General features: G+C 37.6%; 12 protein-coding genes. 11 read left to right on the top strand and 1 reads right to left on the bottom strand.

What is annotated here, in order from left to right; all coding sequences use genetic code 11:
- From FIM66_RS07695 to FIM66_RS08210, 9 genes are all read left to right on the top strand, one after another.
- Positions 1-119: outer membrane beta-barrel protein (locus FIM66_RS07695; protein ID WP_120829512.1), on the top strand; the 119-nt coding region annotated here is incomplete at its 5' end.
- A gap of 8 nt (positions 120-127) precedes the next feature.
- Entirely contained in the window at positions 128-1,765 is a 1,638-nt protein-coding gene (locus FIM66_RS07690; RefSeq protein ID WP_140600349.1) for a class I SAM-dependent methyltransferase, read from the top strand.
- Positions 1,731-2,573, top strand: coding sequence for a glycosyltransferase family 9 protein (locus FIM66_RS07685; protein ID WP_140548918.1), 843 nt, complete (start codon positions 1,731-1,733; stop codon positions 2,571-2,573). The genes FIM66_RS07690 and FIM66_RS07685 overlap by 35 nt, the downstream gene beginning before the upstream one ends.
- Before the next feature lie 45 nt (positions 2,574-2,618).
- Complete coding sequence (gene typA / locus FIM66_RS07680) at positions 2,619-4,418, top strand: translational GTPase TypA (RefSeq protein WP_078215990.1); 1,800 nt, start codon at positions 2,619-2,621, stop codon at positions 4,416-4,418.
- Between the two features lie 28 nt (positions 4,419-4,446).
- The gene (locus tag FIM66_RS07675) at positions 4,447-5,376 is read left to right on the top strand and encodes a DNA adenine methylase (RefSeq protein ID WP_140600348.1); all 930 of its coding nucleotides are present in this window, start codon (positions 4,447-4,449) and stop codon (positions 5,374-5,376) included.
- A 1-nt stretch (position 5,377) separates the two neighbouring features.
- Positions 5,378-6,001, top strand: a complete 624-nt coding sequence (locus FIM66_RS07670) for a GIY-YIG nuclease family protein (RefSeq protein WP_140600347.1) — start codon at positions 5,378-5,380, stop codon at positions 5,999-6,001.
- 96 nt (positions 6,002-6,097) lie between these two features.
- The gene (locus FIM66_RS07665) at positions 6,098-7,153 is read left to right on the top strand and encodes a DNA cytosine methyltransferase (protein ID WP_140600346.1); all 1,056 of its coding nucleotides are present in this window, start codon (positions 6,098-6,100) and stop codon (positions 7,151-7,153) included.
- Positions 7,146-7,898, top strand: a complete 753-nt coding sequence (locus FIM66_RS07660; protein WP_140479803.1) for a restriction endonuclease — start codon at positions 7,146-7,148, stop codon at positions 7,896-7,898. Before FIM66_RS07665 ends, FIM66_RS07660 begins: the two co-directional genes overlap by 8 nt.
- A gap of 64 nt (positions 7,899-7,962) precedes the next feature.
- Complete coding sequence (locus FIM66_RS08210; protein WP_238699412.1) at positions 7,963-8,142, top strand: hypothetical protein; 180 nt, start codon at positions 7,963-7,965, stop codon at positions 8,140-8,142.
- 5 nt (positions 8,143-8,147) lie between these two features.
- On the opposite strand, the gene FIM66_RS07650 is transcribed toward FIM66_RS08210, so the two are convergent.
- Positions 8,148-9,092 carry a catalase family peroxidase gene (locus FIM66_RS07650; RefSeq protein WP_140479807.1) on the bottom strand — a complete coding sequence of 315 codons (945 nt, stop codon included), beginning with the start codon at positions 9,090-9,092 and terminating at the stop codon, positions 8,148-8,150.
- Positions 9,093-9,376: 284 nt separating this feature from the next.
- Here FIM66_RS07650 and hofC point away from each other — a divergent pair, with 284 nt between their 5' ends.
- On the top strand, positions 9,377-10,963 hold the full coding sequence (hofC, locus tag FIM66_RS07645; protein WP_140491025.1) for an outer membrane beta-barrel protein HofC: 1,587 nt from the start codon (positions 9,377-9,379) through the stop codon (positions 10,961-10,963).
- Positions 10,964-11,032: 69 nt separating this feature from the next.
- The gene (hofD, locus tag FIM66_RS07640; protein WP_001901404.1) at positions 11,033-12,430 is read left to right on the top strand and encodes an outer membrane beta-barrel protein HofD; all 1,398 of its coding nucleotides are present in this window, start codon (positions 11,033-11,035) and stop codon (positions 12,428-12,430) included.
- The last annotated feature ends 342 nt before the right edge of the window (positions 12,431-12,772 follow it).

Genomic DNA, 12,772 nt, shown 5'->3' with positions numbered 1-12,772 from the left:
GCTTGAAAATCCCTTTAGCAGTCAATTCCTTTTATGAAACGCATGGTAAAGGGCTAAACACTTCCCTCTTTTTCAAACGCCTTGTGGCGTTTAATGTGAGTTATGTTTATAGTTTTTAGGGGGGAAAATGCCTTCAAACGCTCTTTTGATTGAAGAAATCGCTCATTTAATCAATGTTTCTCATAGCAGCGTGCATAACTGGATCAAAACCAATCTTTTAGAGAAACTAGAAATTGATCATAAAATTTATGTGAAAACGAGTTCTTTTTTAGATTTTTGCCGCAACCATTTAGGGAAAAACAAGCTTAACAAATACGCTAACAAATCCTTAAAAGGCACGCATAACCATCAAGAATTGGTTTTAAAATACCTAAAAATATTAGAAAATAGCTCTGATTTAGAAAAGTTGGGTTCTTATTATGAAGAAGAACTTTCTAACACCGCCAGAAATTTAGAAGGCATTTACTACACTCCTAATAAAATAGTAGAACAACTTTTCACCCTCCCTAAAGATTTTGATGCCTCTCAAGCGATTTTTTGCGATCCGGCTGTGGGGATTGGGAATTTTATCATGCATGCTTTAAAATTGGGGTTCAAGGTTGAAAATATTTATGGCTATGATACGGACGCTTTTGCTATCGCTTTGACTAAAAAGCGCATTAAAGAGCGTTATCATTTAGATTGCCCTAACATTGCGCAAAAAGATTTTTTAAATTTAAAACACACCCCACAATTTGATTGTATTTTCACCAACCCGCCATGGGGTAAGAAATACAACCAAAACCAAAAAGAAAATTTCAAACAGAAATTCAATCTCTCTCAAAGCCTAGATAGCGCGTCGCTCTTTTTTATAGCGAGTTTGAATTGTTTAAAAGAAAACGCTCATTTGGGGCTATTATTACCCGAAAGTTGTTTGAATATTGATGCGTTTAGCAAAATGCGAGAAATGGCTTTAAAGTTTCACATTAGAAGCCTGATTGATTTTGACAAACCTTTTAAAAATCTAATGACTAAGGCTGTGGGTTTGGTGCTTAAAAAAACCCCTAACAAGGATCAAAAAATCTCATGCTTTTATCAAAATAGCAAGTTCAAACGCTCGCCTTCTTCTTTTTTTAACAACCCTAAAAAGATTTTTAATATCCATTGCTCTAATAAAGAAAATAAAATTTTAGACCACCTTTTTTCCATTCCTCATATGACTTTAAAAAATAACGCTCATTTTGCTTTAGGGATTGTTACAGGCAACAATAAAGAAAAATTACGCTCCAAGCAAGAAAAAAATACCATTCCCATTTTTAGGGGTTCAGATATTTTAAAAGACAGATTAAAAGCCCCTAGCCAATTCATTAACGCTGATTTAAAAGACTGCCAGCAAGTCGCTCCCTTAAGCCTTTATCAGGCTAGAGAAAAAATCGTGTATAAATTCATTTCTTCAAAGCTTGTCTTTTTTTATGACAATAAGCAACGCCTTTTTTTAAACAGCGCGAACATGTTTGTTTTAAAAGAAAATTTCCCCATCAACGCTCATGCGTTAAAAGAATTGTTAAACAGCGATTTAATGCAATTCATTTTTGAATCGCTTTTTAAAACGCATAAAATTTTAAGAAAAGATTTGGAATGCTTGCCCCTATTTACGCAATTTATTAACAATAGTTTTGATGAAAAATTTTATTTAAAAAATTTGGGGATAGAAAAAAAAGACCCTAAACATTTCACCATCAGGAAAAACCATGCATGTTGCTTGTCTTTTGGCTTTAGGGGATAACCTCATCACGCTTAGCCTTTTAAAAGAAATCGCTTTCAAACAGCAACGGCCCCTTAAAATCCTAGGCACTCGTTTGACTTTAAAAATCGCCAAGCTTTTAGAATGCGAAAAACATTTTGAAATCATTCCTCTTTTTGAAAATGTCCCCGCTTTTTATGACCTTAAAAAACAAGGCGTTTTTTTAGCGATGAAGGATTTTTTATGGTTGTTGAAAACGCTTAAAAAGTACAAAATCAAACATTTGATTTTAGAAAAACAAGATTTTAGAAGTTTTCTTTTAGCCAAATTTGTTTCCATAACCACTCCAAATAAAGAAATTAAAAACGTTTATCAAAACCGCCAGGAGTTGTTTTCTCAAATTTATGGGCATGTTTTTGATAATAGTCAATATTCCATGAGTGTAAAAAACCCCAAAAAGATTTTGATCAACCCTTTCACAAGAGAAAATGATAGGAATATTTCTTTAGAGCATTTAAAAATCGTTTTAAAACTTTTAAAACCCTTTTGTGTTACGCTTTTAGATTTTGAAGAACGATACGCTTTTTTAAAAGATAAAGTCGCTCACTATCGCGCTAAAACCAGTTTAGAAGAAGTTAAAAACCTGATTTTAGAAAGCGATTTGTATATAGGGGGGGATTCGTTTTTGATCCATTTGGCTTATTATTTAAAGAAAAATTATTTTATCTTTTTTTATAGGGATAATGACGATTTCATGCCGCCTAAGAATGAAAATTTTCTAAAAGCCCATAAAAGCCATTTCATAGAACAGGATTTAGCCAAAAAATTCCGCCATTTGGGGCTATTATAATATTGTGTTATACTTCTAATTTCAATTTTGCTTGTTAGGACATTCATGAAAAATATTAGAAATATCGCTGTAATCGCGCATGTTGATCATGGGAAAACCACTTTAGTGGATGGCTTACTTTCTCAATCTGGCACATTTAGTGAGAGGGAAAAAGTGGATGAAAGGGTGATGGACAGCAACGATTTGGAAAGAGAAAGAGGCATTACTATCCTGTCTAAAAACACCGCTATTTATTACAAAGACACTAAAATCAATATCATTGACACTCCTGGGCATGCTGATTTTGGGGGCGAAGTGGAGCGCGTTTTAAAAATGGTGGATGGGGTGTTGCTTTTAGTGGACGCTCAAGAAGGGGTCATGCCTCAAACTAAATTCGTGGTTAAAAAGGCTTTGAGTTTTGGGATTTGCCCTATTGTGGTGGTGAATAAAATTGATAAGCCTGCCGCTGAACCAGATAGGGTGGTGGATGAAGTTTTTGACTTGTTTGTAGCGATGGGGGCTAGCGATAAACAATTGGATTTCCCTGTGGTCTATGCCGCCGCACGAGATGGCTATGCGATGAAAAGTTTAGACGATGAAAAGAAAAATTTAGAGCCTTTGTTTGAAACGATTTTAGAGCATGTGCCAAGCCCTAGCGGGAGCGTTGATGAGCCTTTACAAATGCAAATTTTCACGCTTGATTATGACAATTATGTAGGCAAAATCGGTATCGCTAGAGTGTTTAACGGTTCGGTTAAAAAGAATGAAAGCGTGCTGTTGATGAAAAGCGATGGAAGTAAAGAAAATGGCCGTATCACTAAGCTTATAGGTTTTTTAGGGCTGGCTAGGACTGAGATTGAAAACGCTTATGCGGGCGATATTGTAGCGATTGCCGGCTTTAACGCAATGGATGTGGGCGATAGCGTCGTTGATCCTACTAACCCCATGCCTTTAGATCCCATGCATTTAGAAGAGCCTACGATGAGCGTGTATTTTGCCGTCAATGATTCGCCCTTAGCCGGGTTAGAAGGAAAGCATGTTACTGCTAATAAATTGAAAGATAGGCTCTTAAAAGAAATGCAAACCAATATCGCTATGAAATGCGAAGAAATGGGCGAAGGTAAGTTTAAAGTGAGCGGGCGTGGGGAATTGCAAATCACTATTTTAGCTGAAAATTTGCGCCGTGAAGGGTTTGAATTTAGCATTTCACGCCCTGAAGTCATTATTAAAGAAGAAAATGGTGTTAAATGCGAGCCTTTTGAGCATCTAGTGATTGACACGCCCCAAGATTTTAGCGGGGCTATCATTGAGAGATTAGGCAAAAGAAAAGCCGAGATGAAAGCGATGAATCCCATGAGCGACGGCTATACAAGATTAGAATTTGAAATTCCTGCAAGAGGGCTTATCGGCTATAGGAGCGAGTTTTTGACCGACACTAAGGGCGAAGGCGTGATGAATCATAGCTTTTTGGAATTCCGCCCTTTCAGCGGGAGCGTGGAATCGCGCAAAAATGGGGCGCTAATCAGCATGGAAAATGGCGAAGCGACCGCTTTTTCCCTTTTCAATATCCAAGAAAGAGGCACGCTTTTTATCAACCCTCAAACGAAGGTTTATGTGGGCATGGTCATAGGCGAGCACAGCAGGGATAATGATTTAGATGTCAATCCTATCAAATCCAAGCATTTAACCAACATGAGGGCGAGCGGGAGCGATGATGCGATCAAACTCACCCCGCCTAGGGCTATGGTGTTAGAAAGAGCGTTAGAATGGATTGAAGAAGATGAGATTCTAGAAGTTACCCCCTTGAATTTAAGGATCAGGAAAAAGATTTTAGACCCTAACATGAGGAAAAGGGCGAAAAAATAAAGCGAAAAAATAAATAGAATTTTTTGGAATGCATGCCAATTTATTCAACCAAAACGCTAGTAAAAAAGATGTTTTTTTGCGCAATTTACGCTCCAATAATGGGCGTTACAAACGCTACATAAAAGCCCCTTTAAGATATGGTGGGGGCAAGTCTTTAGCTGTAGGGTTAATAGTGGAGTATATACCTAATGGCATGCGTAGGATTATTAGCCCTTTTATAGGTGGGGGGAGCGTAGAAATTGCATGCGCGGCAGAGTTGGGTTTGGAAGTGCTAGGCTTTGATATTTTTGACATTTTAGTGAATTTTTATCAAGCGCTGCTCAAAGACAAACAAGCTCTTTATAATCATTTGCTCTCTTTGGAACCTACGCAAGAAACTTACAGCATTATCAAACAAGAGTTAAAAGCCCACTATAAAAAAGAATGCGTTTTAGACCCTTTAATTTTGGCTAGAGATTATTACTTTAACTTTAATTTAAGCTATGGGCCAGGATTTTTAGGGTGGATGAGTAAAATTTACGCTGACAAACAACGCTATCTAAACGCTCTTTTAAAAATTAAAGGTTTTAACGCCCCTAGTTTAAAGGTGGAATGCTCTAGTTTTGAAGAAGTGTTGCTCGCTTATCCTAATGATTTTTTCTATCTTGACCCCCCTTATGTGTTAGAAAATTCTAAAATGTTTAAGGGGATTTATCCTATGCGTAATTTTCCTATCCACCATAATGGTTTTAAACATGAAGTGTTAGCTCACATGTTAAAAAGGCATAAAGGGCCATTTATTTTAAGTTATAATGACTGCGAATTTGTAAGGAATGCTTATAAAGATTTTAAAATTTTAGAACCCTCTTGGCAATACACTATGGGACAAGGCGAAACCAGAATGGGTAAAAACCGCTTAGAAAGAGGCGATAATAACCATGTCAAACAATCTCATGAGTTATTGATTATCAAGGAGTAAAATACATATTAGCGGAGTCAAAACTGCCTTTAAAATCGCTGATGTAGAATATGTGAAAGACAGCACAAAGTTAAATTTCAACTATCTTAAGGATTTAAAAGATGAAAACAATCAATCTTTATCTCAAAATATTTTAACTCAAAATGTGGCTAGAGTGTATTTAATTGTAGTGGATGGTGAGATTAAAAAAATTGGTGGTTCTCAAGCGGATGGTGGGATTAAAAGCACGCTCAATATTTATAAAGATGGAGGAGTCAAAGGGAGGCCTAGTATTAGAAGTTTTGGCGTGTGGTATTTTCTTTATCACACAATACTCACAGGGGCTAAAATAGAATTTTACATGATTTATCAGCCTAATTTTGAAACTCAAGTGAAAGGCTTGTTTGGTTTTCATGCAATCAAAGACGCAAGCATCAGCTATAAACTTTTAGAGCAAGCTTGCCTGACGGATTATAGAAACAATAACCATGACGCATTACCCGAATGGAATGTGCAAGAGCAGGGCAAAGATTGGCCAAATGATATTAAAGATGAGCATGCCAATATCACTCAAAAAGCTCAAAACAGAGAAAAGGCCATCCATAGAAAGGCGATTGACAAACCTAGCGGAACTTTAAAAGATTGAAGAAGCAATCTTAACCCAATCTCAAAAAAAGGGCTTTAAGTTACTAGATACATTTAAAATAAAGCATGGGTTTAGATGAAAGGAAAAAAATAGAACTTGTATAAAGTAGCAGATATTTTTTGTGGTGCTGGAGGATTGAGCTATGGCTTTTCTGTGCATCCTTATTTTGAATTAGTATGGGCTAATGATATAGACAAGGATGCCATTTTAAGCTATCAAGCCAATCATAAAGAGGCACAAACCATTTTGTGCGATATTGTGCAACTTCATTGCCACAACTTACCATGCGTTCCAATTGATATCCTACTAGGCGGACCACCATGCCAGAGCTATTCTACCCTTGGCAAAAGAAAAATGGATGAAAAAGCGAATCTGTTTAAAGAATATTTGCGGCTCTTGGATTTAGTGAAACCAAAAATATTTGTTTTTGAAAATGTGGTGGGTTTAATGTCTATGCAAAAAGGGCAATTATTCAAACAAATTTGTAACGCTTTTAAAGAGAGAGGTTATATTTTAGAGCATGCCATTTTAAACGCCCTAGATTATGGTGTGCCTCAAATAAGAGAGCGAGTGATTTTAGTGGGCGCACTCAAAAGCTTTAAACAAAAATTCCGCTTCCCCAAACCCATAAAAACGCATTTTTCTCTAAAAGACGCTTTAGGGGATTTACCACCCATTCAAAGCGGTGAAAATGGTGATGCTTTAGGTTATCTTAAAAATGCGGATAATGTTTTTTTGGAATTTGTGCGGAATTCTAAAGAATTAAGCGAGCATAGCAGTCCTAAAAATAATGAGAAACTTATAAAAATCATGCAAACGCTAAAAGACGGACAGAGTAAAGATGATTTGCCCAAAAATTTACGCCCCAAAAGTGGTTATACTAATACCTATGCCAAAATGTGGTGGGAAAAACCAGCCCCCACTATTACAAGAAATTTTTCTACCCCAAGCAGTTCTAGGTGTATCCATCCAAGAGACTCTAGAGCGTTAAGCATTAGAGAGGGAGCAAGATTGCAAAGCTTTCCTGATAATTATAAATTTTATGGGAGCGCTAGCGCTAAAAGATTGCAAATTGGCAATGCCGTGCCGCCTTTATTGAGTGCAGCGCTCGCTCATGCTGTCTTTGATTTTTTAAGGGGTAAAAATGTTTGATAATAACGATTTTAAAGGTTATAGAAATTTATTGGGTTTTAATTCTCAAAATGCGTTTAAGGAATTTTTAGGTGCTAAAGACATACAACCTTGCGTTGATTTCAATGATTTAAACGCGCTCAAAAAAAGGCTTATTGAAATTTTTAGCGCTATCAATAGTATTTATTGTTTTAAATATAATGGGTATGAATTGGAATGCTTTTTTAAAAACTCCATAGAGCGAGTGTTTTCAAAGATAGTGGACACTCATATTATTTATAAGCTGAATAATCAAGGCAGAAGACCTGAAGAAGTTTGTTTTTCGTGGATGCGCGGGTTTTTGGTAGCGGAGTTTTTTAAGGATTTTATCGCTTGTCTTTTTAACACGCAAAAAGAAACCATCAAATTTTTTGGTGGTGATAATTTTGAGAGCATAGAAAGCTTTAAAAGAAGTCCTAAAGCCGATTTTTTGTTAGACAATCATTTATTACTAGAAGTTCAAAGCGGATTTCAAGGGATCAATGACATTAAAGAATATAAAGTTTTAGAAGCTAAAAGGCGTTTGATAACGGATAAAATTCCCACTATTGTGGTGCATTTTGATCTGTTTAACGGGCAAGTGGAATGTGTAGAAATTTCTAAAATCAAAGACAATGATTTGAATTGGATAACCCGCCAACAAATGGAAAGGCAGAGCGTTTTTAATATTTCGCAAAACTTTTTTGATCACAAAATTACAGAAATGCCTAATAAACCGCTTTCGTAAAAATCAATAGTATAAACCAATAGCATAATACGGAATAAAATATTAGGATAATAGCATTAAAAAGGTGGTAGATGGATTGAATGTCCGTTATTTTTTGCCTGACATTCAGCATGAGTGTGTGTCTCAAATAAGAGGGCGAGTGATTTTAGTGGGCGTGCTTAAAAGTTTTAAACAAAAATCCCACTCCCCCAAACCCATAAAAACGCATTTTTGCAACCAACTTATATATTTTGATTCGCATTAGCCTTTTTATTGCCTTCTGCTAAAAGTGATCCCATAAACTTCATTCCTGATTTGAAACAAGGGATCATTAGGGGCTTCTACGCCTTTAGGGAGATCAGCTGGGAAATACACGTCTTTATTGCAACCCATTCCTTCGTATTTTTCAACTTTCAAGGTCCCCACCAATAATTCCTTATGTTTGCCTTTCCAAAGCGCGGTCGTGTCGTTGGTGGCATCATTTTGATTCGCAAACACCAGATACATTTGGTATTCTATGGGCTTAGTTTTAAGGTGTTGTTGGAATGAAGAGAGCAAATAATTTGAATCCTTTTGCTTTAATTCTTGGGGGTTAAGATACTTAACGCCGTCTTTAGGCACAAATTTCCACCTCGCAGGCCATAATTTCTCTTTCTTATCTTTAAACCTGAACGCATGCACGCTATAATAAGGCGTGTTAGCCACGCTTGAGCTAATCCCTATCGTTTTCATATAGGCGGCAAAATTCCTATAAGAAGGGACTTCTTCGTAAAGCTTTTTGATTCTTGCTTCATCCACCTTGCCATTTTTAGGAATCCTCATCTCAAAAAATTGAGCGAATTCTTTAGGGTTTTTGGCAAAATTGATTTTTGTATTGAGCATCACCATTGTCCAGCTAGCGTTTTGATTTTCCAATTTTAACGCCATTCCCCTAATTTTGCTTTTATCGTCCATCGCCACGCCCCCTAAAGAATACCTTACAGATGCAGGGATTTCTTTCTCATTGAGTAGTGGCACATCTAAATCCTCTTTTGCTTGTGGGTTGGGGAGGAACACGCCTTTAGCGCAAAACCCCTTAGTGTGGTTGATTTTCATTTTAGGCTCTTTGGCGTTGAGTTTGTAGAAAATATCCGCAATCTCTTCAGCGCTCACTTCATGGGCTTTTAAAAAACCCAAGCTAAAAACCAAACACAAGCTCAAACCAATTTTTTTCATTCTTGATCCTTTATTATTAATTTATATAAACAATGCCTTTTATTGTATCAGTAAATTCCCTATTGAGCCTTAAAAAAGCCTTTTTTTCAATATATTATTAGGTCTTAAAAAATTATCCTATCCATTTGCATGCTCATCAGCAAGCTTTTAAGGATAAACTTGTGTTTTAAATTTTGCGATTTTTAAGAAAATTAGCTTGATTTTAAACTAAATCTATATTCTTTTATGCTACAATTATTTCTACAAAGTAATTTATCTATTCTCAGGTAAAGTAAGGAAGAGGAATGAAATTAAAGAAACGAAAAGTTGCGGCTGCATTGCTAAAGCGTTTTACCTTGCCACTGTTGTTCACTACGGGTTCATTAGGGGCGGTTACTTATGAAGTGCATGGGGATTTTATCAACTTCTCCAAAGTGGGTTTTAACCGTTCGCCTATTAACCCTGTTAAAGGTATCTATCCCACAGAAACTTTTGTTAACCTTACGGGTAAGCTAGAGGGGTCTGTGCATTTAGGTAGGGGATGGACCGTGAATTTAGGCGGTGTTTTGGGCGGACAAGTTTATGATAACACTAGGTATGATAGGTGGGCAAAGGATTTTACCCCCCCAAGCTATTGGGATAAAACTTCTTGTGGCACTGATTCTTTGAGCCTTTGTATGAACGCCACTAAAATGTGGGAACAGCAAGGACCAGGTGGTATTATTGACCCTAGAGGTATTGGTTATATGTATATGGGTGAGTGGAACGGCTTGTTCCCTAACTACTATCCGGCTAACGCCTACTTGCCTGGGCATTCAAGGCGCTATGAAGTTTATAAAGCGAATTTGACCTATGACAGCGACAGAGTCCATATGGTAATGGGGCGCTTTGATGTTACGGAGCAGGAGCAAATGGATTGGATTTACCAATTGTTCCAAGGGTTTTATGGGACTTTCAAGCTCACGAATAAGATGAAGTTCTTGCTCTTTAGCTCTTGGGGTCGTGGTATCGCTGACGGCCAGTGGTTGTTCCCTATCTATCGTGAAAAGCCTTGGGGTATTCATAAAGCCGGTATTATTTATCGCCCTACAAAGAATTTATTGATCCACCCTTATGTGTATCTTATCCCGCAAGTAGGCACATTGCCCGGTGTTAAAGTAGAGTATGATACCAATCCTGAGTTCAGAGGGATAGGCATTAGAAATAAAACGACTTTCTATGCGTTGTATGACTATCGTTGGAATAACGCTGAATACGGTCGTTACGCACCCGCTCGTTATAACACTTGGGATCCGTTCTTGGATAATGGTAAGTGGCGTGGCTTGCAAGGTCCTGGTGGTGCGACACTCTATTTGCACCACCATATAGACATTAACAACTACTTTGTGGTTGGTGGTGCTTATCTCAACATTGGTAACCCTAACATGAACTTAGGTACTTGGGGTAACCCTGTGGCTCTTGATGGTATCGAACAATGGGTCGGTGGCATCTACAGCTTAGGGTTTGCGGGGATTGACAACATTACCGATGCTGACGCGTTCACCGAGTATGTTAAAGGTGGAGGCAAGCATGGTAAGTTCAGTTGGAGTGTTTATCAGCGCTTCACCACCGCACCAAGGGCTTTGGAGTATGGTATCGGTATGTATCTAGACTATCAGTTCAGCAAGCATGTTAAAGCGGGTCTCAAACTCGTATGGTTAGAGTTCCAAATCCGTGCGGGTTACAACCCTGGAACCGGTTTCCTTGGGCCAAACGGTCAGCCGCTCAACTTGAATAATGGTTTGTTTGAATCTTCTGCGTTCGCACAAGGTCCTCAAAACATGGGTGGTATCGCAAAAAGTATTACCCAAGACAGAAGCCATTTGATGACACACATCAGTTATAGTTTCTAAGAGAGTTCCCCTATCTCTTAGATATGCCTTTTTTGTATTTTTATTTTAATATCTTTGGGAGTTAGGGTTTTGGAAATTAAGAAATATTTTTCTTACTCTCTATTTTTTTTGCTTTTTTTTAGTCTTTTTTTATCCAAACTTCAAGCTTATAAATTCAACATGAGCATTGTTGGAAAGGTGAGCAGCTATACCAAGTTTGGCTTTAACAACCAAAGATACCAGCCTTCTAAAGACATTTATCCTACAGGTAGCTACACTTCTTTACTCGGTGAATTGAATTTGAGTATGGGTTTATACAAGGGTTTGAGAGCGGAAGTGGGGGCTATGATGGCAGCGCTTCCCTATGACTCTACCGCCTATCAAGGCAACAATATCCCTAACGGCCAGCCCGGCTCTAGGACCGATCCTTTTGGGGCGGGTATCTTTTGGCAATATATTGGTTGGTATGCGGGACATAGCGGTTTAAATGTGCAAAAACCTCGTTTAGCCATGGTGCATAACGCTTTTTTGAGCTACAACTACAAAAAAGACAAATTCAGTTTTGGCGTGAAAGGGGGGCGCTATGATGCTGAAGAGTATGATTGGTTCACTTCTTACACTCAAGGGGTTGAAGGCTTTGTCAAATACAAAGACACTAGATTCAGAGTGATGTATTCAGACGCTAGGGCTTCAGCGTCAAGCGACTGGTTTTGGTATTTTGGGCGTTACTATACAAGCGGTAAGGCTCTAATGGTAGCTGATTTGAAATATGAAAAAGACAATCTAAAAATCAACCCTTATTTTTATGCGATTTTTCAAAGAATGTATGCACCAGGCATTAATATCACTTATGACACCAACCCTAATTTCAACAATAAGGGCTTTCGTTTTGTAGGCACTTTCGTGGGGTTTTTCCCCATTTTTGCCACTCCGGCTAATCAAAATGATATTATCCTCTTCCAACAAGTGCCGTTAGGCAAGAGCGGGCAAACTTATTTTTTCCGCACCCGTTTTTACTATAATAAGTGGCAATTTGGGGGCAGTGTCTATAAAAATATCGGTAATGCTAATGGCGATATAGGTATTTATGGGGATCCTTTGGGGTATAACATTTGGACGAATAGTATTTATGACGCAGAAATTAACAATATTGTTGGCGCTGATGTTATCAATGGGTTTTTGTATGTAGGTTCACAATATAGAGGGTTTAGTTGGAAAATTTTAGGCCGTTGGACGGATAGCCCAAGGGCTGATGAAAGGAGTCTCGCGCTCTTTTTGAGTTATTTTTCTAATAAATATAATATTAGAATGGATTTGAAATTAGAATATTATGGCAATATCACCAAAAAAGGCTATTGTATTGGGTATTGTGGCATGTATGTTCCAACCGATCCTAACGGGCCTGGGACACAGCCTTTAACACACAATGTGTATTCTGACCGAAGCCATATAATGTTTAACATCACCTATGGTTTTAGAATTTACTAGCATTTATCCTTGATGGATATTTTTGATTAGCCTTTTTAAAATATTGAAAGGCTCTGCTCCAATCAAATATCAATACTCAAAAAGCCTTATTTAAATTTATTATTCAATATTCAATACACTAGAACAAAACACCACACCCAGCGCATTTTTTCAACAAGCTAAACGAGTTTAAAGATGAAGTTTTTACCACGCCTAAAGCTAAAGAATACATTGACATAGCGAGCGGTTTTCATAAGCTTTTTAAGAATGATGCTAAGATCGCAGAAAGCCTAAAGCCAGCCACCACCAAGAACTTAAGCCAAGGTTTAGCGACCACTTTAAGCGGAGCGTTAAAATACCAAT

Origin of the sequence: Helicobacter pylori, assembly GCF_006439795.1 — a bacterium.
Lineage (GTDB): Bacteria > Campylobacterota > Campylobacteria > Campylobacterales > Helicobacteraceae > Helicobacter > Helicobacter pylori_CR.
This window is presented reverse-complemented; position numbering and strand designations above follow the sequence as displayed.